Here is a 26615-nt window from a genome sequence, read left to right as displayed (position 1 = left end):
GTTTGTTCACCAGATCTGACCGGATCCGTTGGATCGGGTTCAAAAATGAAGGCCGAGCCCTAAGTGGCTCGGCCTTGTTGTTTTCCGTGTCTCAAGACGCCGAGAGATCTCCACAGGATCCGGCTGGATCCTGTGGGTAACGTTTCACATGAAACGGCGAGGCGTCAGTTGGTCAGAAGCTCTGAGATCACGCCGTTGAGCACCAGTCGGCCCTCGGTCGTCGCGCCGATGAGGTCGCCGTCGCGCCAGATCAGGCCCAGTTGCCGAAGCTCGGTCAGCTTGTGCGCGGGCAGGGGCTTGGGCGAGATCTCGGCAAGGCGCGAGAGGGAGATCCCTTCACTCAGGCGCAGACCCATCATGACAAATTCTGTCATGATGTCCTCAGTAGATAGAGGGTCGAAAACACTGTCCGCGCGTCCAGCTTCAGCCTTTTCGATCCAGGCGCCGGGCATTTTCCAGGCCTCGGTCGCGTGGCGCGTGGCGTTCACTGTGACACGCCCGTGGGCACCGGGGCCAACGCCGACGTAATCGCCGCCGCGCCAATAGACGAGATTGTGCCGCGACTGCGCGCCGGGCAGGGCGTGGTTCGACACTTCGTAAGGCGCATAGCCCGCTTTCGAAGTGATTTCCTGCGTGGCGAGGAACATGTCCGCGGCGAGATCCTCGTCGGGCAGCTTCTTCATCTGGCCGCGCTGCGCGCGTTCCCAGAACATCGTGCCTTCCTCGATGGTCAGCTGGTAAAGCGACAGATGGTCGGCGGCGAGATCGAGCGCCTCGCGCAGCTCGGTTTCCCAGCCTTGCAGGGTCTGGTTCTCGCGCGCGTAGATCAGATCGAAATTGACCCTTTCGAAAACCGACTTGGCGGTCTCCAGCGCGGCGATGGCCTCACCCACGTCATGCAGCCGCCCAAGTCGGCGCAGATCGTCCGGCCGCAGGCTCTGAATGCCCATGGAGACCCTGTTTACGCCCGCTTCGCGGAAGCCCTCGAACTTCGAGACCTCGACGGAACGCGGGTTCGCCTCGAGCGTGATCTCGATGTCATTGGCCCAGGTCCAATGCTCTTTCGCGGCGTCCAGAACGGCCTGAACCGTCGCGGGCTCCATGAGAGAGGGCGTGCCGCCGCCGAAGTAGATGGAGTTGAGGATGCGGCCCGAGGTCATCTCGCCGTAGCGGCGGACCTCGGAGCTGAGTGCGTCTGCCCAGCGGGTCTGGTCGATCGACCGAACGACATGGCTGTTGAAGTCGCAGTAGGGGCATTTGGCCTCGCAGAAAGGCCAATGCACGTAGAGGCCAAAGCCTCCTTCACGCCACGTCTCAGGCATCGTCCCTGGCAAAGCAGCCCTTCACGAACTTGGCGAAGGCATCGGCGCGGTGGCTGATGCGGTTCTTCTCGTCGCTGGTCATCTCGGCGAAGGTGATGTCAAAGCCCTCGGGCTGGAAGATCGGGTCGTAGCCGTGGCCATTGTCGCCGCGCATCGGCCAGACGACCTTGCCCTCCATCACGCCGGGGAAGACGGCGTCGGTGCCATCGGGCCAGGCAAGCACCAGCGTGCAGTTGAAGCGCGCGGTCCAGGGCTGTTCGGCGCCGGTCTTCAGCAGGGCGTCATGGGTCTTGCCCATCGCCATGATGAAGTCTCGACCATTGGGGGTTTCGGCCCAATCGGCGGTATAGACACCGGGGGCGCCGTCCAGCGCGTCGACCGAGATGCCGCTGTCGTCTGCCAGCGCCGGAAGGCCAGTGGCCTTGGCGGCGGCATGGGCCTTGATGCGGGCATTCTCGACAAAGGTGGTGCCGGTTTCCTCGGGTTCGGGAAGGTTCATCTCCTTCGCGCCCACCACTTCGACCCCGTAAGGCGCGAGCAGCTCGGTGATCTCCTCGAGCTTGCCCGCGTTATGGGTCGCGACCAGCAGTTTCTTGTCGCTGAACACCCGGCTCATTTGCAGGCCGCCAGCTGTGCTTCGACCAGCTGCGAGACACCGGCCTCGGCCAGATCCATCAGCTTGTTCATCTGGTCACGGCTGAAGGTCGCGCCCTCTGCCGACATCTGAACTTCGATCAGCTGGCCGTCGCCGCGCAGGATGAAGTTGCCGTCGACGCCTGCCTCGCTGTCCTCGGCATAGTCGAGGTCCAGAACGGGCTGGCCGGCGTAGATGCCGCAGCTCACCGCCGCGACCGGGGTCAGCGGGTCGGTGGTGATGGCGCCGGTTTTCATCAGCTTGTTCACCGCAAGCCGCAGCGCGACCCAGCCACCGGTGATCGACGCGCAGCGGGTGCCGCCGTCGGCCTGGATCACGTCACAGTCGATGGTGATCTGGCGCTCGCCGAGCGCGACGCGGTCGACACCGGCGCGCAGCGACCGGCCGATCAGGCGCTGGATCTCGACGGTGCGGCCGCCCTGCTTGCCGGCGGTTGCCTCGCGGCGCATGCGCGAGCCGGTGGAGCGCGGCAGCATGCCGTATTCCGCGGTCACCCAGCCAAGGCCGCTGCCCTTCACGAAGGGCGGCACGCGGTCCTCGAGCGTGGCGGTGCACAGCACGTGGGTATCGCCCATCTTGATCAGGCAGGAGCCTTCGGCATGTTTCGTGACGCCCGTTTCGATTGAAACGCTGCGCATATCGCTTAAATCTCGTCCAGAAGGTCTCATGAGTGCCTCTCTTCTCGGTTGCTGCCGGGATACTGGGGCTGATGCTGTCCCGCAACCCCGATTGACGGCTGCGGAAGGGGGCCTTTAATGACCCTGAACAGCGGGAGTTTGCGCATGACTGAGGGAAACCGGCTTCTCGAGGAGATGAACGATCGCTCGCGCGAGGTGTTCCGCCGCGTGGTTGAATCCTATCTCGAGACGGGCGAACCGGTGGGCTCGCGCACCCTGACGCGCAGCCTGTCCGAGAAAGTCTCGGCGGCGACGATCCGCAACGTGATGCAGGATCTCGAATACCTCGGGCTGCTCGACAGCCCGCATGTTTCTGCGGGCCGCGTGCCGACGCAGGTGGGCCTGCGCATGTTCGTCGACGGGCTGCTCGAGGTGCGCGATCTCGACACGTCCGACAGGATGGCGCTGGAGGCAACCACCACGCAGGGCGGCGACGACATGGGCGGGCTGCTCGACCGGGTCGGTGCGGCGCTTTCGGGGGTAACGCACGGCGCGTCCCTGGTTCTGACGCCAAAGCACGAGGCGCCGGTCAAGCACATCGAGTTTGTCTCGCTTGGCCATGACAGGGCGCTGGTGGTGCTGGTCTTCGGCGATGGTCACGTCGAGAACCGCCTGTTCCGCCCGCCCGCAGGTCAGACCCCGAGCTCGATGCGTGAGGCGGCGAATTTCCTCAACGCCCTGATCGAGGGCAAGACGCTCTCGGAGCTGCGCGGCGAGATCTCGCGCCAGATCGCGACCCGCCGCCGCGAGATCGACACGCTGGCCGCCGAGCTGATCGAAACCGGGATGGCCGCCTGGGAAAAGAATGCAGACAACTCCGCCCGGCTGATCGTGCGCGGTACGTCGAATCTGCTTGGTCAGGAGGGCGAGGCCGAAGAGCTGGACCGCATCCGCTCGCTGTTTGACGACCTTGAACGCAAGCGGGATATCGCCGAGTTCCTGCAGCTTGCCGAAACCGGCGACGGGGTGCGGATTTTTATCGGCTCCGAGAACAAACTTTTCTCACTTTCGGGTTCCTCTCTGGTGGTCTCTCCATATATGAACGCGGATCGAAAGATAATCGGTGCGGTCGGGGTCATCGGACCCACGCGGCTCAACTACGGGCGGATCGTACCCATCGTGGACTACACGGCACAGCTGGTCGGCAGGCTGATTGCCGAGCGGAGCTAGAGGTTAGACATGGCAGACGCGAAGAAAGACGAATTCCTCGACGATATCGAGGCGGCAGAGGCAGAGGCCTTCGCCGACGAGATGGAAGAGATCGACAACGAGGCGATCGAGCTCGACTCGCTGCGCGCCGAGCGCGACGAGTACAAGGACCGCTTCATGCGGGCGCTGGCCGACGCCGAGAACGCCCGCAAGCGCGCCGACAAGGACCGCCGCGAGGCGCAGCAGTACGGCGGCTCCAAGCTCGCCCGTGACCTGCTTCCGGTCTACGACAACCTGAGCCGCGCGCTGAACGCCGCGCGCGAGGCAGAGGCCGGCGAGGCCCTGATCGAGGGTGTGGAACTGACGCTGCGCGAGCTGACCAACGTGTTCAGCAAGCACGGGATGACCACGATCAAGCCCGAGGTCGGCGACAAGTTCGACCCGAAGATGCACGAGGCGATGTTCGAGGCCCCGGTGCCCGGCACCAAGGCCGGCGAGATCATCCAGGTCTCGGCCGAGGGCTTCATGCTCTACGACCGCCTGCTGCGCCCGGCGCAGGTCGGCGTCAGCTCGATGCAGGGCTGAGCTTTCAAGCATTGAAACGGAAAACCCCCGGTCGCGAGGCCGGGGGTTTTTCTTTGCGGCAGCCCCGCGCGCGCTGGGGCGGTTTCACGTGAATCCAAGCCTGTCGGAAGGATTCACGTGAAACGCACTTACCCCTTGAGCAGAGCCTTCAGATCGTAAATCGCTTGCAGCGCCTCGCGCGGGCTCATCTCGTCGGGCAGCAGGGTCTCGAGCCGCTCTTCGACCACGGAAGGGCCCTTCGGCGCCGCAACAGGCTCTAGTTTCGCGGCCGCCGAAAAGAGCGGCAGGTCGTCGATCAGGGCCTTTGGCGAGGTGCGGCCACGCTCGCCTTCTTCCAGCGCGCTCAGCACGTCGCGGGCGCGGGCGATGACCGCGCGGGGCAGGCCCGCCAGCTGCGCGACCTGAACGCCGTAGGAGCGGTCGGCGGCACCCTCGCGCACCTCGTGCAGGAAGATCACCTCGCCTTCCCATTCTTTCACCGCGACGGTGGCATTGCCGACCCCTTCGAGCTTGGCGGCAAGCTGGGTCAGCTCGTGGTAATGCGTGGCGAAGAGCCCGCGCACGCGGTTGACCCCGTGCAGATGCTCAAGTGTCGCCCAGGCGATCGACAGACCGTCATAGGTGGCTGTGCCCCGGCCGATCTCGTCGAGGATCACCAGCGCCCGGTCGTCGGCCTGGTTGAGGATCGCGGCGGTCTCGACCATCTCGACCATGAAGGTCGAGCGGCCGCGCGCCAGATCGTCCGAGGCTCCGACGCGGCTGAAGATCTGGCTCACCACGCCCAGATGCGCGCGGTCCGCAGGGACATACGATCCCATCTGCGCCAGCAGCGCGATCAGCGCGTTCTGCCGCAGGTAGGTCGACTTACCGGCCATGTTCGGGCCGGTGAGCAGCGTCACCGCTGCGCCGTCGCCATTCGCGTTCAAGGCACAATCATTGGCGATGAAGGGCGCGCCGCCTTGTTGCTGCAGGGCGCGTTCCACCACCGGGTGGCGGCCTGCCTCGATCTCGAAGGCGCGGCTGTCATCAACCTGCGGGCGGGCCCACTTCTGAGCCTTTGCAAGGTCGGCGAGCCCCAGCGCCACGTCAAACTCCGCCAGCGAGAGGCCAGTCTCCGACACCTGCGGCGCACGCTCGAGGATGGCGCTTTTCAGGCTTTCATAGAGCCGCTTTTCGATCTCCAGCGCCTCGTTTCCGGCGTTGAGGATGCGGGTTTCCAGCTCGGTCAGCTCGACCGTGGTGAAGCGCACCTGATTGGCGGTGGTCTGGCGGTGAATGAAGGTCTCGTTCAGTGGCGCAGACATCATCTTTTCGGCATGGGTCGCGGTGGTCTCGATGAAGTAGCCGAGCACGTTGTTGTGCTTGATCTTCAGCGAATTCACCCCGGCCATCTCGGCATATTTCGCCTGCATCGAGGCGATCACGCCGCGCCCCTGGTCGCGCAGGGTGCGGGCCTCGTCGAGCTGCGCATCATAGCCGGGCGCGATGAACCCGCCGTCGCGCACCATCAGCGGCGGCTCGGCGATCAGCGCGGCCTCGAGCATGGCGATCAGCTCGTCGTGGCCGGTGAGTGTTTCACGTGCATCGCGCAGCAGCGGCGGCAATTCGGCTCTATCGAGGGTCTCGGCGATCTCCTCGGCCTGCGCCAGCGCATTGCGCACGGCGGCCAGATCGCGCGGGCCGCCCCGGTCGAGACCAAGCCGCGAGAGCGCGCGGTCGAGGTCGGGCACCTTGCGCAGGCTGTCGCGCAGAAGCTTCACCTCACCGCTCTCCATCGCCCAGTCCAGAGCCTGAAGCCGGGCTTCGATCATCTCCAGATTGCGCGAGGGAGAGGACACGCGCCTCTCCAGCAGCCGCGCGCCGCCCGGCGTCACCGTCCGGTCGATCACCGAGAGCAGCGAGCCCGCGCGGCCGCCGTTCATCGAATGCGTGAGTTCGAGGTTCCGCCGGGTCGCGGCGTCGATCTGCAGCAGGTTCGAGACCGCATCGCGCTGCGGCGGGCGGAGCAGGGGCAGGCGGCCCTTTTGCGTGATGTCGAGATAGTCGACCAGCGCGCCGAGGGCCGAAAGCTCGGGCCGCTCGAACGCGCCGAAGCCCGAGAGGGTCTGCACGCCGAAGAGCCGCTTCAGTCTCTCTTCGGCGCCGGTGCTGTCGAAGGACGCCCCGCCCAGCACGGTGGGATAGATGCCAAGATCGCCCAGCACCGGGCGCAGCTCTTCGTCGGTGCTGTCCGAGACCAGAACCTCGGAGGGGGCCAGCCGTGCCAGCTCGGCGCCGATGCGCGCACGGCTCAGCGGCATGACGTGCAGCGCGCCGGTGGAAATGTCGGTCCAGGCCAGCGCCCAATCGTCCCTGATGCGGCCCAGAGCGGCGAGGTAGTTGTGACGGCGGGCTTCCAGAAGCGACTCTTCGGTGAGGGTGCCGGGGGTGACAAGCCGCACCACGTCGCGCTTCACCACCGACTTGTGGCCGCGCTTCTTCGCCTCTGCTGGGCTTTCCAGCTGTTCGCCCACGGCGACCCGGAAGCCCTTGCGGATCAGCGTAAGCAGGTAGCCTTCGGCGGCATGGACGGGCACGCCGCACATGGGAATGTCGTCGCCCGCATGCTTGCCGCGCTTTGTCAGCGCGATGTCCAGCGCCTCGGACGCCGCCACCGCGTCGTCGAAGAACATCTCGTAGAAGTCGCCCATCCGGTAGAAAAGGAGCGCATCCGGATATTGCGCCTTGATCTCAAGATATTGCGCCATCATCGGCGTGACTGCCGTCATCTAGTCCCCCAGTGCTGCTTCGGGCAGACATATCAAAGCGCGCAGGGGCGGTGAAAGACGAAATGCGCCCAATCGAGCGCAGTTGAGCCGCGGCTTCCCCTGCGCTAAGAGAAACGCCGCGATTACCGGAGGACCGCAAGCCAATGACAAAAACAAAATTCACTCGTGAAGAGGCGCTTGCCTTCCACCTCGATCCGACCCCCGGCAAATGGGAGGTCCAGGCCACGGTCCCGATGACCACCCAGCGCGACCTGTCACTGGCCTATTCCCCCGGCGTGGCTGTCCCCTGCGAAGAAATCGCCGCCCACCCCGAGCTGGCTTACGACTACACCAACAAGGGCAACCTCGTTGCGGTGATCTCGAACGGCACGGCGGTGCTCGGCCTCGGCAATCTCGGCGCGCTCGGCAGCAAGCCGGTGATGGAGGGCAAGTCGGTGCTCTTCAAGCGCTTCGCTGACGTGAACTCGATCGACATCGAGCTCGACACCGAGGATCCCGAGGAGTTCATCAAGGCCTGCAAGCTGATGGGCCCCACCTTCGGCGGCATCAACCTCGAAGATATCAAGGCGCCCGAATGCTTCATCATCGAGCAGCGCCTGAAGGAAGAGATGGACATCCCGGTCTTCCACGATGACCAGCACGGCACAGCGGTGATCTGCGCCGCGGGCCTGATCAACGCGCTGCACCTTTCGGGCAAGAAGATCGAGGACGTGCGGATCGTCCTCAACGGCGCGGGGGCGGCGGGCATCGCCTGCCTCGAGCTGTTGAAGTCCATGGGTGCGCAGCATGACAACTGCATCATGTGCGACACCAAGGGCGTGATCTACCAGGGCCGCACCGAGGGCATGAACCAGTGGAAGTCGGCCCATGCGGCCAACACCAAGCTGCGCACCCTCGAGGAAGCGATGGTTGGCGCGGATGTCTTCCTCGGTGTCTCGGCCAAGGGCGCGGTCACCCAGGAGATGGTCAAGAGCATGGCCGACAACCCCGTCATCTTCGCCATGGCGAACCCCGATCCCGAGATCACCCCGGAAGAGGCGCATGAGGTCCGCGTCGACGCCATCGTCGCCACCGGCCGCTCTGACTACCCCAACCAAGTGAACAACGTCCTTGGTTTCCCCTACCTGTTCCGCGGCGCGCTCGACATCCACGCCCGGGCGATCAACGACGAGATGAAGATCGCCTGTGCCCGCGCGCTGGCCGAGCTGGCGCGCGAGGACGTGCCCGACGAGGTGGCGCTGGCCTATGGCAAGTCGCTGACCTTCGGCCGCGACTACATCATCCCCACGCCTTTTGACCCGCGCCTCATCCACCGCATCCCGCCCGCCGTGGCGCGCGCGGGCATGGACACTGGCGCTGCGCGTCGTCCGATCATCGACATGGAGGCCTATGAGGCCGGGCTGCGCGGCCGCATGGACCCGACCGCCTCGGTGCTGCGCGGCATCAACAACCGCGCCCGGGCCGCGCAATCGCGGATGATCTTCGCCGAGGGCGACGATCCGCGCGTGCTGCGCGCCGCGGTCATGTACCAGCGCAACGGCTTCGGCAAGGCGATCGTCGTCGGCCGCGAGGCGGACGTGAAGGAGAAGCTCGAGGCCAGCGGCCTCGCCGACGCGGTGCGCGAGATCAAGGTTGTGAACGCCGCCAACACCGAGCATCTCGAGACCTACAAGGAATTCCTTTACCAGCGCCTGCAGCGCAAGGGCTACGACCGTCAGGACGTGCACCGTCTCGCCGCGCGCGACCGGCACGTCTTTGCTGCGCTGATGCTGGCGCACGGCCATGGCGACGGGCTGATCACCGGTGCGACGCGCAAGTCGGCGCATGTGCTCGAGGCGATCAACCACGTTTTCGACGCCGACACGCAGCACGGCGCCGCCGGGGTCACCGCGATCATGCACAAGGGGCGGATCGTGCTGATCTCCGACACGCTGGTGCACGAATGGCCCGAGGAAGAGGATCTCGCCAACATCGCCGAGCGCGCCGCCGGCATTGCCCGGCACCTCGGGCTCGAGCCGCGGGTTGCCTTCGTGTCCTTCTCGACCTTCGGCTACCCGGTGTCGGAGCGCGCCTCGAAGATGCACCGTGCGCCGGTGATCCTCGACCAGCGCGGCGTCGACTTCGAGTACGAGGGCGAGATGACCGTCGACGTGGCGCTGAACCGCAAGGCGCAGGAAAACTACCCATTCCAGCGCCTCACCGGCCCGGCAAACATCCTCGTGGTGCCGGCACGCCATTCGGCCTCGATCTCGGTGAAGCTGATGCAGGAGATGGGCGGCGCCACGGTGATCGGCCCGATCCTTGCGGGCGTCGACAGCTCGATCCAGATCTGCTCGACCACGATGACCGCCAATGACATCCTGAACATGGCGGTTCTTGCGGCCTGCAAGGTCGGCTGACACGATCAGGCGCCTGCCGGGCTGGTCCGGCAGGCGCAGTCTCCCAGACATTGAAAGGCGCGCGCGCATGGCGATCTACAACCTCGGGTCCATCAACGCGGACATGACCTATCGCGTGCCGCACCTTCTGGCGCCGGGCGAGACGCTGGCCACCAGCTCGCTGACCCGCGGGCTGGGCGGCAAGGGCGCCAACATGTCGGTCGCCGCAGCGCGGGCCGGGGCACAGGTGCGCCATCTCGGGGCGGTTGGCGACGATGGGCGCTGGGCGATCGAGCGGCTCACGGAATACGGCGTCGACACGCGGCAGATCGCGGTGCTCTCCGAGGCCACGGGCCATGCGATCATCATGCTCGATGCCGAGGCCGAGAACTGCATCCTGATCTACCCCGGCGCCAACCGCGCGCTTTCGGTCGAGCGCATCGAGGCCGGGCTGGCCGAGGCTTTGCCCGAGGACATCTTCGTCTTCCAGAACGAGACCAACGCGCAGCGCGAGGCGGCCGAGCTGGCCTCGGCGCGCGGGCTGCGCGTGGCCTATGCCGCCGCGCCCTTCGATGCCGATGCGGTCACGCTGGTGCTGCCGCTTCTCGATCTGCTGGTGCTGAACGAGATCGAGGCCGCGCAGCTCGAGAAGGCAACCGGGCAGGGCATCGACAGCATCCCGGTGCGAGACGTGGTGGTGACGCTCGGCGCCCGCGGCTGCCGCTGGATCAACACGGATTCGCGCCAAACCCGCGATTTCGCAGCCTTGCCGGTGACCCCCGTGGACACCACCGGCGCGGGTGACACATTCACCGGCTACCTGCTTGCGGGTCTCGATCGGGGTCTGCCCATGGTCACCTCGATCGAGATGGCGCAGCGTGCCGCCGCGATCATGGTCACCCGCCAAGGCACCGCCGACGTCATCCCCGATCTCAAGGACGTCACCGAGTACCGCTTCTGAGCCAAGCTTCGCGGCGAGACATCGGGGGGAGAGCCCTCCGCAGGCGGGTGGGGGCAGACCCGCCGGCCCGGCGCGGGGTCATCCCCCGGCGAAGGCCGCGGCGCTGCCCCAGAGCGCCCGAACCCGCGCATCCCGCCCGCAGGCGTCACGATAGCGCTTGTAGGCCGAGGATTGCTTCAGCGGTCCGAAGCGGGTCAGCACGAGCCCAGTGCCCTTGTAATAATCCTGATGCTCGGCCTCGGCGGGCCAGAAGCGGCTCGCCTGCAGAACCGGGGTGACGATGGTCTGCCCAAGCGCCGCCTGCGCCTGCGCCTTGGCTTCCATCGCCGCGCGTTTCTGCGCCGGACCATTGGCGAAAATCGCCGTGCGGTAGCTGTCGCCGCGGTCGCAGAACTGCCCGCCTGCGTCGGTGGGGTCGATGGATCGGAAGAACAGCGCATAGAGGTCTTCGGCCGAAACGCGGCTGTCGTCGTAGAGGATGCGCACCGCCTCGTAATGGCCGGTGCCACCGCGGCTGACCTGCTTGTAGCTGGGGTTCGCCAGCGCGCCGCCGGTGTACCCCGAGATTGCCTCGCGCACGCCGGTGACCTTCTCGAAGTCCGCCTCGACGCACCAGAAGCAGCCGCCGGCGACGATGATCTCGCGCGTCTCCGCAGCCGCGGGCGAGGCCGAGCCAAATAGGCTCAACGCCGCCAGGAACAGTCCCGAAACAAGGTGTTTCATATCTCCTCCCTCTTCTCTTGCGACAAGCCTGCGCTGCTCCGGTCGCGCGATCAATGGTTTTGCGAAGGCCTCACCGCTTGGTGAGCCGGGCGGCCCTGCGCGCCACGTTGCTGCCGACGCCGGGTGCGGAAATGGTGCCATGTCCGCTTCGCGGAAAAATCGGAAAAAAAGTTGCACGCGGGTGAAACTCTTCGCGGAGGAGTTGCGTGTCTGAAGCAGTGCTGCGGTGTCGGGGGGGTGCTCCTGCCTCCGAATTCGCGGCGAGAAGGGTAAGACGTGGCCCTCGTCCGGTCCGGTTGTGGCCTAGAGGTGTTGTTAACAATTTGTCGCCATTGTCCAAGGTGGCGGAAGAGTTCGGACGACGGGTCACGGAAGAAAAGACAGAACAAAGCCTGTCAAAGGGGGCGCAACAGGGCCTCCCGAAAACGGGCCATGGCGCCAGCCGCATATACGGGTCCCCACGGGGACGGCGGCGGGCGCTCACAAGCTAGGGCGCGCTTGCGTATCCCCACCTCGGCGCGTCTTGGGCCGCCTCCGGTGTCGTGACCGGAGGCGGCAATTTTTTTGCATCAGCCTTGATCGGTGTCTCAGGGTTCGCCCTGCAATGCGGCGCGCGTGACTGGGCAGCGGCTCCCGCCGTAGAGGCGCTCCAGCACCTGCGAAAACACCTCTGGCGCGCCAGGCACCGCCTCGAAGAGCGTCATGCTCGAGCGCACCTTCAGCGCATCCACCGGGCCGAGCATTGCCTCGGGGCTCCGCCCCGGGTGATCCAGCAGCCAGCCCGAGGCCTCGGCCAGCCGCGGCCCCAGCACCGGATGCGCGAGATAGATCCGGGCCTGCTCGGCATCGCGCAGTCCGAAATGCCGAGCGCGCGCCGAGCGGCCGAGCGTCTCGAGCTGCGGACAGACCCACCAGATCCAATGGCTCACCTTCTGCCCGGCCTGCAATTCGCGCACGACCTGCGGCCAGACCTGCTCCTGCGCGTCGAGAAATTCCTGTAGTTCGGCCATGAGAGCGCCCCCCGTCATGCGCCCCAGTCTAGCGCGGCGCAGGCCGAAGGCGAAACCGGGGCGCAGCCCCTTACGCGCCTGCGCGCGGACCACCCGGGATGTTTGTGCCTATCAGAAGGGCGGGTGCGGGGGGCCAACAGGCAAAAGAAATCCCGCCGGAGGCGTCTCCGGCGGGATTATCAAACAGAGCGCTGGGAAAGGGCTCAGCCGTTCAGGCGGCGTTTCCGTGCGGCCAGCAGCTTCAGGCGCAGGGCGTTGAGCTGGATGAAGCCCGCCGCGTCCTGCTGGTCATAGGCGCCGGCGTCGTCCTCGAAGGTGACATGCGCCTCGGAGTAGAGCGATTCATCCGACCAGCGCGCCACGGTACGGGCCGAGCCCTTGTAGAGCTTCAGGCGGACGGTGCCGCTGACGTGCTCCTGGCTCTTGTCGATGAGGGCCTGCAGCATCTCGCGCTCGGGCGAGAACCAGAAGCCGTTGTAGATCAGCTCGGCATAGCGCGGCATGATCGAGTCCTTGAGGTGGCCGGCGCCGCTGTCGAGCGTGATCTGCTCGATGCCGCGGTGCGCTTCCAGCAGGATGGTGCCGCCCGGGGTCTCGTAGATGCCGCGCGACTTCATGCCGACGAAGCGGTTCTCGACCAGGTCGAGAACACCGATGCCGTGCTTGCCGCCAAGCTCGTTGAGCTTGGTGAGGATCGTCGCGGGCGACATGGCCTCGCCGTTGATCGCCACGGCGTCACCCTTCTCGAAGGTCACTTCGACGTATTCCGGCTCGTTCGGCGCCTGCTCCACCGGAACGGAGCGCTGCAGAACGTATTCGGGCGCTTCCTCGGCGGGGTTCTCGAGAACCTTGCCCTCGGAAGAGGTGTGCAGAAGGTTGGCGTCGACCGAGAAGGGCGCCTCGCCGCGCTTGTCCTTGGCGACGGGGATCTGGTTCTGCTCGGCGAACTCCAGAAGACGGGTGCGCGAGGTCAGGTCCCAGAGGCGCCAGGGTGCGATCACCTTGATGTCGGGGTTCAGCGCATAGGCGGCCAGTTCGAAACGCACCTGGTCGTTGCCCTTGCCGGTCGCGCCATGGGCCACCGCGTCGGCGCCCTCGGCCGCGGCGATCTCGACCAGCCGCTTCGAGATCAGCGGACGGGCGATCGAGGTGCCAAGCAGGTAGAGCCCTTCGTAGAGGGCATTGGCGCGGAACATCGGGAAGACGAAATCGCGCACGAACTCTTCGCGCAGATCCTCGATATAGACTTTCGACACACCGAGCATTTCTGCCTTGGCGCGGGCCGGTTCGAGCTCTTCACCCTGGCCGAGGTCGGCGGTGAAGGTGACGACCTCGCAGCCATATTCGGTCTGGAGCCACTTCAGGATGATCGAGGTGTCGAGGCCCCCGGAATAGGCCAGGACGACTTTCTTGGGCGCGGACATGGGCTTTCCCTCACGTATGAACTGGCCTCGCGCATTACTGGGTTTTATCCCCGGTATCAAGGATCGCCCGTTGACCTTCCGGGCTCATATGCTAGCCGTCGGCGATGTCTGGGCAAAACGCGGCGGGGGTTTCATGAAGGGTTGGCGCATTTTCGTGCATTCGCTGCGGATGGTGGTCGACAACATCGGCACCGCGCTGCGCGTCTCGCTCGTGCTCTACCTCGTGCAGGCCGCCAGCCAGATCGCCACCTACCTGCATGCCGATGACGCTGGCCCGGACGGGCTGCCCGTACAGGTGATCGGCCTTCCGGCCTTGGCGCTTGTGGTGCTGGCGGTGCTCGCCAGCCTCTGGATCGCCGTGGCGTGGCACCGTTTCGTGCTGACCGGCGAAGAGCCGCGCGGCTGGCTGCCACGATGGCACGGTGGCGAGATCCTTGGCTATTTCGGCCGGTCGATCCTCATCGCGCTGGTGATCTTCCTCGGCATGATGATCTCGGCCATCCCGGTGGCGCTGATCGGCGCGGCGGTGCCCGGGCTGGCGCCGGTGCTTGTCTTCGGCCTTGTCGGGCTGGGCGGCTACCTGTTCTTCCGGCTGGGGCTGATCTTGCCGGCCGCGGCGGTGGGCGAGAAGCTGACGCTGAAGCAGGCCTGGCGCGCCACCGCCGAGGACGATGGCGCGGTGGTGACCCTGGCCATGCTGGTGATCGGCGGCTCGTTGCTGGTCGAGCTTCCGGCACTGATCGACAACAGCGCGGGGTCGATCGTCAACCTCGTCTACGGGCTGGTGATCAACTGGTTCGCCACGATGATCGGCATCTCGGTGCTGACCTCGCTCTACGGCCATTTCGTCGAGAAGCGCCCGATCGATTGAGCGTCGAGCGGGCCTTCAGCGGCCTTGCGCAAAGCGTGCCGATGCGCCACATGCCTAGGGCATGGATGATTTTCTCGCTCACGCCCGCGCCGCCACGCAAGAGATGCGCTCGGTCTTTCCCGAGACGCCGCTTCTGCGCAACGATCACCTTTCGGCGATTTTCGGCGCCGACATCTGGCTCAAGCGCGAGGATCTGAGCCCGGTGCGCAGCTACAAGCTGCGCGGCGCCTTCAATGCCATGCGCAAGCGTCCCGAGGTCGAGACCTTCGTTGCCGCCAGCGCCGGCAACCACGCGCAGGGCGTCGCCTACATGTGCCGGCAGTTCGGCAAGACCGGGGTGATCTTCATGCCGGTGACCACGCCGCAGCAGAAGATTCAGAAGACCCGCATGTTCGGCGGCGAGAATGTCGAGATCCGCCTTGTCGGAGACTATTTCGACGAATGCCTCAGCGCCGCGCAGGACTATTGCGCCGAGATCGGCGGGCATTTCCTGTCGCCCTTCGACGATGAGGACGTGATCGAGGGGCAGGCCACCGTGGCGGTGGAGATCGAGGCGCAACTCGGTCGGGTTCCGGACCATCTGGTGATCCCGGTGGGCGGTGGCGGGCTTGGCTCGGGGCTGCTGAGCTATTTCGGCACGGCGAGCCAATACACCTTTGTCGAGCCTCTGGGCGGCGCCTGCCTGCGCGCGGCGCTCGAGGCGGGCAAACCGGTGACCCTGCCATCGGTGAACACTTTCGCAGATGGGGCGGCGGTCGCGCGGATCGGGGCGAAGACCTTCGAGGTGCTGAAGGGCGTCGGGGTGGCGAACACGCTGGCGGTGAACGAGGACCGGCTCTGCACCACCATTCTCGAGATGCTGAACGTCGAGGGCGTGGTGCTCGAGCCCGCTGGGGCGCTGTCGATCGACGCGCTGAAAGATCTCGGACAGTCGATCCGCGGCAAGACCGTGGTCTGCATCACCTCGGGCGGCAATTTCGACTTCGAACGTCTGCCGGAGGTGAAGGAGCGGGCGCAGCGCTACTCGGGGGTGAAGAAATACTTCATCCTGAGGCTGCCACAGCGGCCCGGCGCGCTGAAGGATTTCCTGAACTTCCTTGGCCCGGAGGATGATATCGCGCGGTTCGAATACCTGAAGAAATCGGCGCGCAACTTCGGGTCGGTGCTGATCGGGATCGAAACCGCGGATCCGGCGAATTTCGACCGGCTTTTCAGCGATCTCGACGCCCATGGATATGCCTATCGTGACATCACCGACGACGAGGTGCTGGCGCAATTCGTGATCTGATCACGGCGTGCGACAACGCGCTGGGCGCGATCTGCCCGGCGCAGAGCCTGATCCGCAGAGCTCAGGCGGCGCGAAGCTCGGGCAATTGCGCGAGAAATTCCTCGCGTGAGCGGGCGTAGCAGCGGCGCAGCAGCTCGGGATCAAGCGGCGCGCCGAGCCCGGCGGTGATCGCCAGTTCCCCGGCCTCGCAAAGGGCCGAGAGCCGCTCGAAGCCGAGATTGAGCGTGCTGCCCTTGAGGAAATGCAGCTGTTCGGAGAGTTCCTGCAGAGACCCGGGATGTGCGGGCAGGCGCTCGAGCGTGGCCTGGACTTCAGTCAGGAAGAGCGCGACCACCTCGTCGAAATGCTCTGCCCCGATCTCGTTGCGCAGCTCGGCCACCCTGTGCCAGTCGATGAGCGGGCCACCCGGCTCTGATCCGGGGGAGCGCGTCGCGGGGGATGTCGGGGCTTCGGTCATCTGGGTACCTCCTGTGCGGAGACTTGCATGCAAAGCTGAACGAAGCGTTTCGGTGCGGGGGACTGCCACCGGTGAAAGCACGCATTAACGCGCGGACCCTAGGCTGCATTCCGGTCAGATGCAGCTTGGAAGGACGCAGAGTGATCCCGAACACCGCCGAGAGTTTTGAACCAGGCTGGGGGCGAGCCCCGATCCGGCGCGTGTTGGTCGTGGATGACAGCCCGCTGCAACTGAAGATCCTCTCGTCGATGCTGCAGCGCTGGGGGCTCGAAGTGTCGCAGGCGCAGAGCGGTGCCGAGGCGCTGCTGCTCTGCGCCGAGATGCGCCCCGATGCGGTGCTTTCCGACTGGATGATGCCCGGAATGGACGGGCTGGAGTTCTGCCGCCTGTTCCGCGCCCAATGCGGCGATCGCTATGGCTATTTCATCCTGCTCACCAGCAAGAGCGACAAGGCCGAGATCGCCCGCGGGCTCGACGCGGGGGCGGATGATTTCCTCACCAAGCCGGTGAACGCCAGCGAACTGCGGGCGCGGATCAACGCCGGGGCGCGGATCCTGCAGATGCAGCGTCAGCTTTCGGCGACTCTCGGGCGGCTGCAGGAGGCCTATGACGCGGTGGACCGCGACCTGCAGCAGGCCCGCACCATCCAGCAGGCGCTGGTGCCGCGCCGCAATCGGCGCATCGGCACCTCACAGGTGAGCCTGCTGCTCAAGCCCTGCGGCCATGTGGGCGGCGATCTGGTGGGCAGCTTCTCGCATTGCGAATGCAGCGTCGGGCTCTACAGCATCGACGTGTCGGGGCACGGTATCACCTCGGCGCTGATGACCGCGCGGATCGCCGGGCTGCTGGGCGGCGACTTCCCCGATCAGAACATCGCGCTCGAGAGGATCGTGCACGGGACGCTCTTCCGTCCGCCCGAGGAGGTCGCGCGGCGGCTCAACGAGCGTTTGGCGGCGGATCCGGGCGTGGCGGAGTATCTGACCATGGCCTATGCCGTGGCCGATCTCGATTCCGGCAAGGTCGAGCTGGTGCAGGCGGGACACCCGCCGCCGCTGCTGCTGCGCGCCGGCGGTGGGGCCGAGTTCATCGGGAAGGGCGGCTTGCCGGTCGGGCTGATCCCCGGCGCGCGCTACGAGCGGCTGCGGCTGCAGATGCGCCCCGGCGACCGGCTGCTGCTCTATTCCGACGGGCTGACCGAGGCGCTGATGACCGATGGCACGCAGCTTGATCTTGCAGGGCTTCGGGCACTGGCGCCCGAGGTGCAGGGACAGGGCACCGAGTATCTCGACGATCTCTTCTGGCGGATCACCCAGCGCATGCGCGGCGGCGCGCGGCTGGAGGATGACGTCTCGGCCGCGCTGCTGGAATTCGGCGGGATTTGACCCCGATCAGCGCAGGACGCGGCGCAGGAAGTCGCGGTCGCCCGGGTTGCCGAGGATCTCTGAGGCCAGCGCCGGGTCCATCCATACCGCTTGGTGGCCGGGCTCGCTGGGCGCACCGAGCGGCCGGACCGGGTGGGCGGCGTAGATGATGCAGAGCTTCTCGGCCCAAAGATCGTATTCGGGCATGTAGGTGAAGCGGCGGAAGGCCCCGAGACGACGCGGCTGAGCGATCTTCCAGCCGGTTTCCTCGAAGACCTCGCGGTGCAGCGCCGCGATCGGCGACTCGCCCGCGTCGATGCCGCCGCCGGGCAGTTGGTACTCGGGCCAGGGATCCGCCTGATGGGTGACCAGCACTGCCCCGTTTCGCGGCAAGATTGCATAGGCCCCGGGGCGGAGGGTGTACCTGCGCCCGGATTCGGGCGGCTCGCCGTATCTTGCAGTCATCGGTCCCCCTTGGTTCCCGTGTTTTTGCTGCTTATATGGGGCCGATATGCCAAGATCCGGCAGATAAGGAAACCCCATGACCATCGGCAGCAAACTCGCCTGGGACGATACCGTCCTGCCATTTCAATTGGATCACGCCGACATCCGGGGCCGCGTGGCGCGGCTCGACGGGGTGCTGAACGGGGTCCTCAGCCAACATGACTACCCGGAGCCTGTCGAGGCTCTGATCGCGGAGATGACCCTGCTGACCGCGCTGATCGGCCAGACCATGAAGCTGCGCTGGAAGCTCTCGCTGCAGGTGCAGACCCGCGGCGCGCTGCGCATGATCGCGACCGACTACTTTGCCCCCACCAAAGAGGGCGAGCCGGCCCGTCTGCGCGCCTACGCCAGCTTCGACCGCGAGCAGATCACCGAAGCGCCGGCCTATGACCAGCTCGAAGACGGCTATTTCGCCGTGCTCATCGACCAGGGCAAGGGCACCACGCCCTATCAGGGCATCACCCCGCTTTCGGGCGGTGCGCTGGCGCGCTGCGCCGAGAGCTATTTTGCCCAGTCCGAGCAGATCCCGACCCGCTTCATGCTCAACTTCGGCAACGTGCCGCAGGCGGATGGCAGCTCGCACTGGCGCGCCGGCGGCGTGATGCTGCAGCACATGCCCAAGGCGTCGCCCTTCGCCAAGCCGCAAGTCGACGGAGAGGGCGGCACCGGCGAGAACGGCGTGCTGCGTCCCGAGGATCTGCTGGGCGATACGGACGACGGTGAGAACTGGCGCCGCGTGAACTTCCACCTTGACACGGTGGACGAGCTGGAGCTGATCGGCCCGGACATCGCGCCGACCGACCTGCTGGTGCGTCTCTACCACGAGGAGAACCCGCGGGTGTTCGACGCCCAGCCGGTGCGCTTCGGCTGCACCTGCTCGGAAGACCGCGTGCGCCAGTCGCTGTCGATCTACTCGGCGCGGGACATCGAGAAGATGACCACCGAGGACGGCAAGGTCACCGCCGACTGCCAGTTCTGCGGCGCGCATTACGAGCTCGACCCGGAAACGGTCGGGTTCGAGGCCAAGAAGTGAGCGCGGTCCGGGATCAGATCGATCTGCTGAAACGGGCGCTGGAGGCGACCTCTGGCGCCTCCTCCGATTTCGATCTGAACCCGGGCACGGTCCTGCCGGAGGGGCGCAAGCTGCGTCCCGCCGGCGTCCTCGCCGGCTTCGTCGCCTGCGAGCAGGGGCTCGAGCTGGTGTTGACCAAGCGCAGCTCGAGGCTCAAGCACCACCCGGGCCAGATCGCCTTCCCGGGCGGCAAGGTCGATCCCGGTGACGAGGACGAGGTCGCCGCCGCTCTGCGCGAAGCGCGCGAGGAGGTGGGGCTTTCGGAAAGCCGGGTGGACGTGCTGGGCACGCTGCCGCCGCACGAGACGGTCACCGGCTTCCATGTGACCCCGGTCATCGGCCTCGTCATGTACGACTTCGACCCTGTTCCGGAGCCCGGCGAGGTCGCCGAGGTGTTTCGCGTGCCCTTCGAGCATGTCGCCGATCTGGAGCGGTACAGCATCCAGGGCCGCCGCTGGCGCGGCGCCACGCGGCACTACTGGACGGTGCCCTTCGGCCCTTATTACATCTGGGGCGCGACGGCACGGATGCTGCGCGGGCTGGCGGAGCGCATGGCATGAGCCTTGCGAAGACCACGGTCACCGGCGACTGGCTGACCCGGCCCGAGACGCAGCAGGTGCTCGCCATGCTCGAGGACGGCGGGCATCAGGGCTACGTGGTCGGTGGCTGCGTGCGCAACGCGCTGATGGGCGTGGCGGTGAGCGACGTCGACATCGCCAGCGATGCGCGCCCCGAGCGGGTGGTCGAACTGGCGCAGGCGGCGGGGCTGAAGCCGGTGCCCACGGGCATCGAGCATGGCACGGTGACGGTGGTGGCGGGCGGCATTGGCCACGAGATCACCACCTTCCGCGCCGACACCGAGACGGATGGTCGCCGCGCCGTGGTGCGCTTTTCGGACGACATCGCCGAGGATGCGGCGCGGCGCGATTTCACCATGAATGCGCTCTATGCGGATGCGCGGGGGCTGATCCTCGACCCTTTGAACGGCCTGCCGGACCTGCGCGCCCGCCGGGTGCGCTTCATCGGCGCGGCCACCGACCGTATCCGCGAGGACTACCTGCGCACCCTGCGCTACTTCCGCTTCTCCGCCTGGTACGGCGATCCCGGGCAGGGCTTCGATCCCGAGGCGCTGGCGGGCATCGCCGAGACGCTGGACGGGCTGGACAGGCTCTCGCGTGAGCGCGTCGGGCAGGAGATGCTGCGCCTTCTGGCCGCGCCCGATCCGGTGCCCGCCGTGTCGGTCATGGCGCAGGTCGGCGTGCTGGCGCATGTGCTGCCCGGAGCTTCAGTGACCGCGCTGGGCCCGCTGGTGGCCGAGGAACAGAGACTGTCCGTCGCCCCGGACGCGCTGCGCCGGCTCGCGAGCCTCGGCGTGGAAGCGCCCGACCTGCGGCTCTCGAAGGCGCAGCAGCGGCACCTTGCCCTGTATCAGGGCCTGATCGGCGAGACGCAGGGGCCGGCGGAGCTGGCCTATCGCCATGGCGGCGAGGTTGCGCAAAGCGTGCTCTTGCTGCGCGCCGCAAGCTTCCAGCAGCCGGTGACGGAAGAGGCGCTCTTCGAGATGGCCCGGGGCACCGAGGCCAGCTTCCCGCTCTCGGCCAAGGATTTCATGCCCGCATTTAAGGGGCCCGCACTGGGAGAGGCGCTGCGCGCGGCCGAGAAACGCTGGATCGGATCGGGTTTCACGCTTACGAAGGCGGAACTTCTGTCTGACGAGTAAGCGCCCTGCATGACGATTGATCCGCTCTACGCCTTTGTCTTCTTCGGGCTCTTCTCGCCCGGTCCCAATGTCATCCTGCTGACCGCCTCGGGCGCGCGCTTCGGCGTGAAACGCTCCTTGCCGCATCTTTTCGGTGTGGTGATCGGTGTCGGCATCACCGCCGGGCTCACCGGGCTCGGCATTGCCGCGCTGCTGCAGCAGATGCCGAAGCTGGAGTTCGCGCTGCGCATCGCGGCGAGCGCCTGGATGCTCTACATGGCCTGGGGCCTGTGGAATTCCGAGCGCCGCAAGAAAGCCGAGGCGGCCCGCCCCATGACGCTGATCGAGGCGGTGCTCTTCCAATGGGTGAACCCCAAGGTCTGGGCGGTGGCGCTGGCGGCGGTCTCGGCCTATCCCTCGGCTTTCGGCCCGCTGGGCGAAGCGCTGCGGCTGGGGTCGGCCTTTTCGGGTCTGAACCTCGTGGTGTGCCTCTTCTGGACCTCGGCAGGGGCATTGCTGACCTACCTGCTGTCGACCCCGGCGGCCTGGCGCTGGTTCAACCGGGCCATGGCCATCGCACTGGCAAGTTTTTCCGTCATGGTGTTCCTGTAAGGCCTGACCTAGACCTAGCGTCAGACAATCAGGACACGACACATGTTTCGCCGTTTCGAAAGCATGGTCGATCCCTATGTGGACTACCCGCAGACGGACCGGCCTCCGACCAAGCTGCTGCCCTTCATGCTGGACTATTCCCGGCCGTTCCGCCGGGTCTTCGTCTGGACAGGGCTCTTGTCGGTGGTGGTCGCAAGCATCGAGATCGGGCTCATTTGGGCCATGGGCTGGGTCGTCGACATCCTCGGCGGCGAGCCGGCGCAGGTCTGGGAAGACCACGGCTGGCATCTCATAGCCCTTGCGCTCTTCATCCTGCTGCTGCGGCCGCTGTTCCAGGCGCTCGACGTGCTGCTGCTGAACAATGCGATCATGCCCAACTTCGGCACCTTGGTGCGCTGGCGGGCGCATAAGCAGGTGCTGCGCCAGTCGATCGGCTGGTTCGAGAACGATTTTGCCGGGCGCATCGCCAACCGCATCATGCAGACGCCCCCGGCGGCGGGCGAGTCGGTGTTCCAGGTCTTCGACGCGATCACCTTCTCGATCTCCTACCTCGTCGGCGCGCTGGTGCTGCTGGGCGATGCCGACCCGCGGCTGGTGATCCCGATGCTGCTCTGGCTGGCGCTCTACGCCGGGTTGATGAAATGGACGGTCGCCCGCGTCGGCGCGGCGTCCAAGGCCGCTTCGGATGCGCGCAGCTTCGTGACGGGCCGCGTGGTGGATGCCTATACCAACATCCACTCGGTGAAGATGTTCGCCCACGACCGGCAGGAACTTGATTACGCCAAGGAGGCGATCGAGCAGGCGCGGCAGACCTTCCAGGCGGAAATGCGGCTCTATACCTTGATGGATCTGGGTTTGATGGTGCTCAATGGGCTGCTCATCGTCGGCGTTGTCGGCTGGGCCATTGCCCTGTGGATGCAGGGGCAGGCCAGCACCGGCGCGGTGGCGGCGGCGACGGCGCTGACGCTGCGGCTCAACGCGATGACCGGCTGGATCATGTGGGCGCTGACCACCTTCTTCCGCCAGCTCGGCGTGGTGGCCGAGGGGATGGAGACCATCGCCCAGCCGATCGAACTTGTCGACGGCCCGGATGCAAAGCCGCTTCGGGTCGCGCAGGGCGAGATTGCGGTCTCGGATCTCTCGCATCACTACGGGCGCGGCTCTGGCGGGCTCGACCGGGTGACGCTGACCATCCGCCCCGGCGAGAAGATCGGCCTTGTGGGGCGCTCGGGCACCGGGAAATCGACCCTCGTGAAGCTGCTTCTGCGCTTCTACGACCCTGAATCCGGCAAGGTCGAGATCGACGGGCAGGACATCACCCGGGTGACGCAGGACAGCCTGCGGCGGCAGATCGGCATGGTGCAGCAGGACAGCGCGCTGATGCACCGGTCGGTGCGCGAGAACCTGCTCTATGGCCGCCCCGAGGCGAGCGAAGCGCAGATGATCGAGGCCGCGAAGCAGGCGCAGGCGCATGAGTTCATCCTCACGCTTGAGGACGGGCAGGGGCGGCGCGGCTATGATGCTCATGTGGGTGAGCGCGGCGTGAAGCTCTCGGGCGGGCAGCGGCAGCGCATCGCGCTGGCGCGGGTGATCCTCAAGGATGCGCCGATCCTGATCCTCGACGAAGCCACTTCGGCGCTGGACTCGGAGGTCGAGGCGGCGATCCAGGACACGCTCTACGGCATGATGGAAGGCAAGACGGTGATCGCCATTGCGCACCGGCTCTCGACCATCGCCGCAATGGACCGCATTCTGGTGATGGACGACGGGCGCATCGTCGAGCAGGGTACCCATGACGCGCTTTTGGCCCAGGCTGGACTATATGCAGGGTTCTGGGCGCGCCAGTCCGGCGGCTTCCTCGACCCCGACGCCGACAGCCAAGCGCAGGACACCGCATGATCTGACCCAAGACCGAGAGGGCGAGGCATGAGCCTTTCCGACATGATAGACCCGTTTTCCCGCGCCGAGACGCCGCCGCCGCAGACCCTGGGGCGGTTCACGCTCTGGGCGCTGCGCGGGGCCTGGCCGGTGCTGATTCCGGCGGCGATCCTCTCCGCCCTGGGCGGCATCTTCGAGGTGATGTCGGCAAAGCTGCTGGGCGAGGTGATCGACAAGACCCTCAGCAGCCCCGCCAGCACGGTCTTTGCCGATCATTGGCTGTTCCTGCTGCTCTGCGCCGCGTTCTTCATCCTGCTGCGGCCGGGGATCGCCGGGCTTTCGGCCTACGTGCAGTCGGTCGTCATGCAGCCCAATGTGTTCAACCTGATCCTGAGCCGGGTGCACCGCTACACGCTGGGCCATTCCGTCACCTTCTTCGACAATGATTTCGCCGGGCGCATCTCGCAAAAGGAGATGCAGACCGCGCGGGCGCTGAACGACGTGATCTCGGAGGTCATCCAGGCGGTGCTCTTTGCGCTCGCTTCGGTGATCGGCTCGGTCTGGCTGGTCGGCTCGATCGACTGGCGCATCGGGCTGGCGCTGATCGGCTGGATCGTCGTCTACGCGCTGTTGCTGCGCCACTTCATGCCGCGCATCCGCACGCGGTCCAAGGCGCGGGCGGCGGCGCGGGCGATGGTCACCGGGCAGCTGGTCGACACGGTGACCAACATCAAGACCGTGAAGCTCTTTGCCCATGACGAGTTCGAGGACCGCGCCGCGCTCGACGCCATGTCGACCTACCGCGAGCGCTTCATCGCCTTCGGGCATGTCGCCTCGGCCTTCCGGTTCTGGCTGATGGCGCTGGCGGGCACGCTGCCGGTGCTGCTGATCGGCGGCGCGCTGGCTTTCTGGTCGCAGGGCTACGTCACCGCCGGCGACATCGCCGCCACCGGGGCCGTCGCCATCCGGCTCAGCCAGATGACCGGCTGGGTCAGCTTCACGTTGATGGGCATCTACGCCAACATCGGCGAGATCGAGGATGGCATCCGCACCATCACTCCGGACCACACGCTTCTCGACGCGCCCGGTGCCCCGGCGCTGGCGGTGCCACAGGGGCGCATCGAGTTCCGCGATGCCGGCTTCGCCTACGGCCGCAAGGAAGGCGGGGTCGAGCATATCGCGCTCGACATTGCGCCGGGCCAGAAGGTGGGCATCGTCGGCGCCTCGGGCGCGGGCAAATCGACCCTCGTGGCGCTGCTGCTGCGGCTCTACGACACGGAAAAGGGCGGCATCTACATCGACGGGCAGAACATCGCGGATGTCACGCAGGAGAGCCTGCGGCGGCAGATCGGCATGGTCACCCAGGAGACGGCCATGTTCAACCGCTCGGCGTTGGACAACATCCGCTACGGCCGCCCGGAGGCCACGATGGAAGAGGTGATCGCCGCCGCCGAAAAGGCCGAGGCGCATGAGTTCATCCTGCATCTGCGCGACCACATGGGGCGCACAGGGTACGACGCGCACCTCGGCGAGCGGGGCGTGAAGCTCTCGGGCGGACAGCGGCAGCGCATCGCACTGGCCCGGGCGATCCTCAAGGATGCGCCGATCCTGGTGATGGACGAGGCCACCTCGGCGCTCGATTCCGAGGTCGAGGCGCTGATCCAGCGCGCGCTCGAGCGGGTGATGGAAGGCAAGACCGTTCTGGCCATCGCGCACCGGCTCTCGACCATCGCCAGCATGGACCGGATCGTGGTGCTTGATCAGGGCCGCATCGTCGAGCAGGGCAGCCACGAGGCGCTGCTGGCGCAGAACGGGCTCTATGCGCGCTACTGGAACCGCCAGAGCGGCGGGGTGATCGACCCGCAGGAGGCGGCGGAATAGGCTCTGCGAGAGCGCAGCGCCCGCTTTAACAGGCTTGCGTGGCAGCCCCGTTGGGGGCATGAGGCGGCGCATGGAACAGGTCACGATCGAACGGCTCGGGCATCAGGGGGACGGCATCGCCGCCGGTCCCGTCTTCGTGCCCGGCTCTCTTCCCGGCGAGCTTGTCGAGGGCGAGATCTCCGGCGGCGTCATGGGCGCGCCGCGCATCCTCACGCCCTCGGAGATGCGGGTCAGCCCGCCCTGTCGCCACGCCAAGAGCTGTGGTGGCTGCCAGTTGCAGCACGCGCGGCCCGATTTTGTAGCCGCCTGGAAGCAGGATGTGGTGCGCCACGCGCTGGCCGCACATGGCATCGAGGCCGCGTTCCGCGAGATTGCCACCTCGCCCGAGCAAACGCGGCGCCGCGCCGGCTTTTCGGCCAAGCGCACCAAGAAGGGCGCGCAGGTCGGTTTTCACCGCAAGCGCTCCGACGTCATCGTCGAAGTGCCCGACTGCCGCGTCATAGACCCGAAACTGGCCGCCGCGCTGCCGCTGGTCGAGGCATTGGCGGTGCTCGGCGCGAGCCGCAAGGCCGAGCTGTCGGTGATGGTCACCACCAGCCAGGGCGGGCTCGATGTGGTCGCCAAAGGCGGCAAGGAGGCCGACGCGCAGATGCAGCAGCAGCTCTCAGAGCTGGCGCGGCAGCATGAGTGCGCGCGCATCGCCTGGGGCGAGGACGTGGTGCTGACCCGCCGCCCGCCGATGCAGAAGATGGGCCGGGCCGAGGTCTCGCCGCCGCCGGGGGCCTTCCTGCAGGCAACGCCGCAGGGCGAGGCGGCGCTGCTGGCCGATGTCCTAGAGCACATCGACGGGGCGAGCCATGTGGTCGACCTTTTCGCCGGCTGCGGCACCTTCGCGCTGCCGATCGCCGAGAGGGCGCGCGTGCACGCGGTCGAGGGCGACCGGGCGATGACCCAGGCGCTCGACCATGGCTGGCGCCATGCACAGGGCCTGCGCCACGTGACCACCGAGGCACGGGATCTCTTTCGCAACCCGCTTCTGCCCGCCGAACTGGCGCGTTTCGACGCCGCGGTGATCGACCCGCCGCGCGCCGGGGCCGAGGCGCAGGTGGCGCAGCTCTGCGAAGCGAAGATTCCCCGCATTGCCTTCGTGTCCTGCAACCCGGTGACCTTTGCGCGCGAGGCCGCGGCGCTGCTGCGCGCGGGCTACAAGCTCGACGGGCTACGCGTCGTGGACCAGTTCCGCTGGTCGACCCATATCGAGCTCGTTGCAGGATTCAAAAGGCAATAGTGCCGATATTCCGACAACTTCCTGCCAACTCCTTCTATCGCGATGCCGCAGT

At 66.6% G+C, this 26615-nt stretch carries 23 protein-coding genes; 14 read left to right on the top strand and 9 right to left on the bottom strand.

From position 1 onward, the window contains the following. Window positions 1-164: 164 nt before the first annotated feature. From hemW to rph, 3 genes are read right to left on the bottom strand one after another with little or no spacing between them, the layout of a single operon-like run. Window positions 165-1322, bottom strand: coding sequence for a radical SAM family heme chaperone HemW (gene hemW / locus G0D83_RS09985; RefSeq protein WP_164192863.1), 1158 nt, complete (start codon window positions 1320-1322; stop codon window positions 165-167). Continuing rightward, a complete protein-coding gene (gene rdgB, locus G0D83_RS09980; protein ID WP_164192859.1) occupies window positions 1315-1938 on the bottom strand; it encodes an RdgB/HAM1 family non-canonical purine NTP pyrophosphatase in 624 nt (207 codons plus the stop codon). The genes hemW and rdgB overlap by 8 nt, the downstream gene beginning before the upstream one ends. Continuing rightward, window positions 1935-2645 (bottom strand): ribonuclease PH, encoded by a 711-nt coding sequence (gene rph, locus G0D83_RS09975; RefSeq protein ID WP_108964215.1) that lies wholly within the window; start codon window positions 2643-2645, stop codon window positions 1935-1937. Before rph ends, rdgB begins: the two co-directional genes overlap by 4 nt. Window positions 2646-2759: 114 nt before the next feature. Here rph and hrcA point away from each other — a divergent pair, with 114 nt between their 5' ends. Both hrcA and G0D83_RS09965 read left to right on the top strand, forming a co-directional pair. Beyond that, a complete protein-coding gene (gene hrcA, locus G0D83_RS09970; RefSeq protein ID WP_164192856.1) occupies window positions 2760-3824 on the top strand; it encodes a heat-inducible transcriptional repressor HrcA in 1065 nt (354 codons plus the stop codon). A gap of 9 nt (window positions 3825-3833) precedes the next feature. Continuing rightward, complete coding sequence (locus G0D83_RS09965; protein WP_164192852.1) at window positions 3834-4388, top strand: nucleotide exchange factor GrpE; 555 nt, start codon at window positions 3834-3836, stop codon at window positions 4386-4388. Window positions 4389-4516: 128 nt separating this feature from the next. Here the strand turns inward: G0D83_RS09965 and mutS are convergent, their stop codons facing one another. Beyond that, window positions 4517-7156: a DNA mismatch repair protein MutS gene (gene mutS / locus G0D83_RS09960; protein ID WP_235958022.1), complete on the bottom strand. Its 2640-nt coding sequence runs from the start codon at window positions 7154-7156 to the stop codon at window positions 4517-4519. Between the two features lie 143 nt (window positions 7157-7299). Between mutS and G0D83_RS09955 the strand changes: the two genes are divergently transcribed. Both G0D83_RS09955 and G0D83_RS09950 read left to right on the top strand, forming a co-directional pair. Continuing rightward, window positions 7300-9555 carry an NADP-dependent malic enzyme gene (locus G0D83_RS09955; RefSeq protein WP_164192848.1) on the top strand — a complete coding sequence of 752 codons (2256 nt, stop codon included), beginning with the start codon at window positions 7300-7302 and terminating at the stop codon, window positions 9553-9555. A 67-nt stretch (window positions 9556-9622) separates the two neighbouring features. Then, entirely contained in the window at window positions 9623-10495 is an 873-nt protein-coding gene (locus tag G0D83_RS09950) for a ribokinase (protein ID WP_164192844.1), read from the top strand. Between the two features lie 78 nt (window positions 10496-10573). Here the strand turns inward: G0D83_RS09950 and msrA are convergent, their stop codons facing one another. From msrA to G0D83_RS09935, 3 genes are all read right to left on the bottom strand, one after another. Then, on the bottom strand, window positions 10574-11218 hold the full coding sequence (gene msrA / locus G0D83_RS09945; RefSeq protein WP_164192840.1) for a peptide-methionine (S)-S-oxide reductase MsrA: 645 nt from the start codon (window positions 11216-11218) through the stop codon (window positions 10574-10576). 587 nt (window positions 11219-11805) lie between these two features. Next, entirely contained in the window at window positions 11806-12228 is a 423-nt protein-coding gene (locus G0D83_RS09940; protein WP_203595579.1) for a DUF1810 domain-containing protein, read from the bottom strand. Window positions 12229-12431: 203 nt separating this feature from the next. Continuing rightward, window positions 12432-13652, bottom strand: coding sequence for an argininosuccinate synthase (locus tag G0D83_RS09935; protein WP_108964208.1), 1221 nt, complete (start codon window positions 13650-13652; stop codon window positions 12432-12434). Between the two features lie 133 nt (window positions 13653-13785). On the opposite strand from G0D83_RS09935, the gene G0D83_RS09930 reads away from it, so the two are divergent. Next, on the top strand, window positions 13786-14523 hold the full coding sequence (locus tag G0D83_RS09930) for a hypothetical protein (protein ID WP_164192833.1): 738 nt from the start codon (window positions 13786-13788) through the stop codon (window positions 14521-14523). A 61-nt stretch (window positions 14524-14584) separates the two neighbouring features. Then, on the top strand, window positions 14585-15811 hold the full coding sequence (ilvA, locus tag G0D83_RS09925) for a threonine ammonia-lyase IlvA (RefSeq protein WP_108964207.1): 1227 nt from the start codon (window positions 14585-14587) through the stop codon (window positions 15809-15811). Between the two features lie 61 nt (window positions 15812-15872). Here the strand turns inward: ilvA and G0D83_RS09920 are convergent, their stop codons facing one another. After that, the gene (locus tag G0D83_RS09920; RefSeq protein ID WP_164192830.1) at window positions 15873-16268 is read right to left on the bottom strand and encodes an Hpt domain-containing protein; all 396 of its coding nucleotides are present in this window, start codon (window positions 16266-16268) and stop codon (window positions 15873-15875) included. 140 nt (window positions 16269-16408) lie between these two features. On the opposite strand from G0D83_RS09920, the gene G0D83_RS09915 reads away from it, so the two are divergent. Next, entirely contained in the window at window positions 16409-17650 is a 1242-nt protein-coding gene (locus G0D83_RS09915; RefSeq protein WP_370457219.1) for a PP2C family protein-serine/threonine phosphatase, read from the top strand. A 6-nt stretch (window positions 17651-17656) separates the two neighbouring features. On the opposite strand, the gene G0D83_RS09910 is transcribed toward G0D83_RS09915, so the two are convergent. After that, entirely contained in the window at window positions 17657-18094 is a 438-nt protein-coding gene (locus tag G0D83_RS09910) for an NUDIX hydrolase (RefSeq protein WP_164192824.1), read from the bottom strand. 76 nt (window positions 18095-18170) lie between these two features. Here G0D83_RS09910 and G0D83_RS09905 point away from each other — a divergent pair, with 76 nt between their 5' ends. The 7 genes from G0D83_RS09905 (at window position 18171) to G0D83_RS09875 (ending at window position 26563) form a co-directional block, all read left to right on the top strand. Further along, window positions 18171-19166, top strand: coding sequence for an Hsp33 family molecular chaperone HslO (locus G0D83_RS09905; RefSeq protein ID WP_164192821.1), 996 nt, complete (start codon window positions 18171-18173; stop codon window positions 19164-19166). Further along, entirely contained in the window at window positions 19163-19765 is a 603-nt protein-coding gene (locus G0D83_RS09900) for a CoA pyrophosphatase (protein ID WP_164192817.1), read from the top strand. Before G0D83_RS09905 ends, G0D83_RS09900 begins: the two co-directional genes overlap by 4 nt. After that, a complete protein-coding gene (locus tag G0D83_RS09895; protein WP_235958021.1) occupies window positions 19762-20925 on the top strand; it encodes a CCA tRNA nucleotidyltransferase in 1164 nt (387 codons plus the stop codon). Before G0D83_RS09900 ends, G0D83_RS09895 begins: the two co-directional genes overlap by 4 nt. A 9-nt stretch (window positions 20926-20934) precedes the next feature. Then, window positions 20935-21516, top strand: coding sequence for a LysE family translocator (locus G0D83_RS09890; RefSeq protein WP_164192815.1), 582 nt, complete (start codon window positions 20935-20937; stop codon window positions 21514-21516). 42 nt (window positions 21517-21558) lie between these two features. Further along, on the top strand, window positions 21559-23415 hold the full coding sequence (locus G0D83_RS09885) for an ABC transporter ATP-binding protein (RefSeq protein WP_164192812.1): 1857 nt from the start codon (window positions 21559-21561) through the stop codon (window positions 23413-23415). A gap of 27 nt (window positions 23416-23442) precedes the next feature. Then, window positions 23443-25275 (top strand): ABC transporter ATP-binding protein, encoded by a 1833-nt coding sequence (locus tag G0D83_RS09880; protein WP_164192809.1) that lies wholly within the window; start codon window positions 23443-23445, stop codon window positions 25273-25275. Window positions 25276-25345: 70 nt separating this feature from the next. Further along, on the top strand, window positions 25346-26563 hold the full coding sequence (locus tag G0D83_RS09875; RefSeq protein WP_164192805.1) for a class I SAM-dependent RNA methyltransferase: 1218 nt from the start codon (window positions 25346-25348) through the stop codon (window positions 26561-26563). Window positions 26564-26615 lie beyond the last annotated feature (52 nt).

Origin of the sequence: Salipiger sp. PrR003 (assembly GCF_010500785.1) — a bacterium.
In the GTDB taxonomy this organism is placed as follows: Bacteria; Pseudomonadota; Alphaproteobacteria; order Rhodobacterales; family Rhodobacteraceae; genus Salipiger; species Salipiger pacificus_A.
Note: the sequence above shows the minus strand (reverse complement) of the source record. Positions and strands in the feature narration are given on the sequence as shown.

Excerpts from the sequence above, each read along its gene's own strand:
- hemW (WP_164192863.1), bottom strand. The coding sequence starts at position 1,322 with ATGCCTGAGACGTGGCGTGAAGGAGGCTTTGGCCTCTACGTGCATTGG.
- rdgB (WP_164192859.1), bottom strand. The coding sequence starts at position 1,938 with ATGAGCCGGGTGTTCAGCGACAAGAAACTGCTGGTCGCGACCCATAAC.
- rph (WP_108964215.1), bottom strand. The coding sequence starts at position 2,645 with ATGAGACCTTCTGGACGAGATTTAAGCGATATGCGCAGCGTTTCAATC.
- hrcA (WP_164192856.1), top strand. The coding sequence starts at position 2,760 with ATGACTGAGGGAAACCGGCTTCTCGAGGAGATGAACGATCGCTCGCGC.
- G0D83_RS09965 (WP_164192852.1), top strand. The coding sequence starts at position 3,834 with ATGGCAGACGCGAAGAAAGACGAATTCCTCGACGATATCGAGGCGGCA.
- mutS (WP_235958022.1), bottom strand. The coding sequence starts at position 7,156 with ATGACGGCAGTCACGCCGATGATGGCGCAATATCTTGAGATCAAGGCG.
- G0D83_RS09955 (WP_164192848.1), top strand. The coding sequence starts at position 7,300 with ATGACAAAAACAAAATTCACTCGTGAAGAGGCGCTTGCCTTCCACCTC.
- G0D83_RS09950 (WP_164192844.1), top strand. The coding sequence starts at position 9,623 with ATGGCGATCTACAACCTCGGGTCCATCAACGCGGACATGACCTATCGC.
- msrA (WP_164192840.1), bottom strand. The coding sequence starts at position 11,218 with ATGAAACACCTTGTTTCGGGACTGTTCCTGGCGGCGTTGAGCCTATTT.
- G0D83_RS09940 (WP_203595579.1), bottom strand. The coding sequence starts at position 12,228 with ATGGCCGAACTACAGGAATTTCTCGACGCGCAGGAGCAGGTCTGGCCG.
- G0D83_RS09935 (WP_108964208.1), bottom strand. The coding sequence starts at position 13,652 with ATGTCCGCGCCCAAGAAAGTCGTCCTGGCCTATTCCGGGGGCCTCGAC.
- G0D83_RS09930 (WP_164192833.1), top strand. The coding sequence starts at position 13,786 with ATGAAGGGTTGGCGCATTTTCGTGCATTCGCTGCGGATGGTGGTCGAC.
- ilvA (WP_108964207.1), top strand. The coding sequence starts at position 14,585 with ATGGATGATTTTCTCGCTCACGCCCGCGCCGCCACGCAAGAGATGCGC.
- G0D83_RS09920 (WP_164192830.1), bottom strand. The coding sequence starts at position 16,268 with ATGACCGAAGCCCCGACATCCCCCGCGACGCGCTCCCCCGGATCAGAG.
- G0D83_RS09910 (WP_164192824.1), bottom strand. The coding sequence starts at position 18,094 with ATGACTGCAAGATACGGCGAGCCGCCCGAATCCGGGCGCAGGTACACC.
- G0D83_RS09905 (WP_164192821.1), top strand. The coding sequence starts at position 18,171 with ATGACCATCGGCAGCAAACTCGCCTGGGACGATACCGTCCTGCCATTT.
- G0D83_RS09895 (WP_235958021.1), top strand. The coding sequence starts at position 19,762 with ATGAGCCTTGCGAAGACCACGGTCACCGGCGACTGGCTGACCCGGCCC.
- G0D83_RS09890 (WP_164192815.1), top strand. The coding sequence starts at position 20,935 with ATGACGATTGATCCGCTCTACGCCTTTGTCTTCTTCGGGCTCTTCTCG.
- G0D83_RS09885 (WP_164192812.1), top strand. The coding sequence starts at position 21,559 with ATGTTTCGCCGTTTCGAAAGCATGGTCGATCCCTATGTGGACTACCCG.
- G0D83_RS09880 (WP_164192809.1), top strand. The coding sequence starts at position 23,443 with ATGAGCCTTTCCGACATGATAGACCCGTTTTCCCGCGCCGAGACGCCG.
- G0D83_RS09875 (WP_164192805.1), top strand. The coding sequence starts at position 25,346 with ATGGAACAGGTCACGATCGAACGGCTCGGGCATCAGGGGGACGGCATC.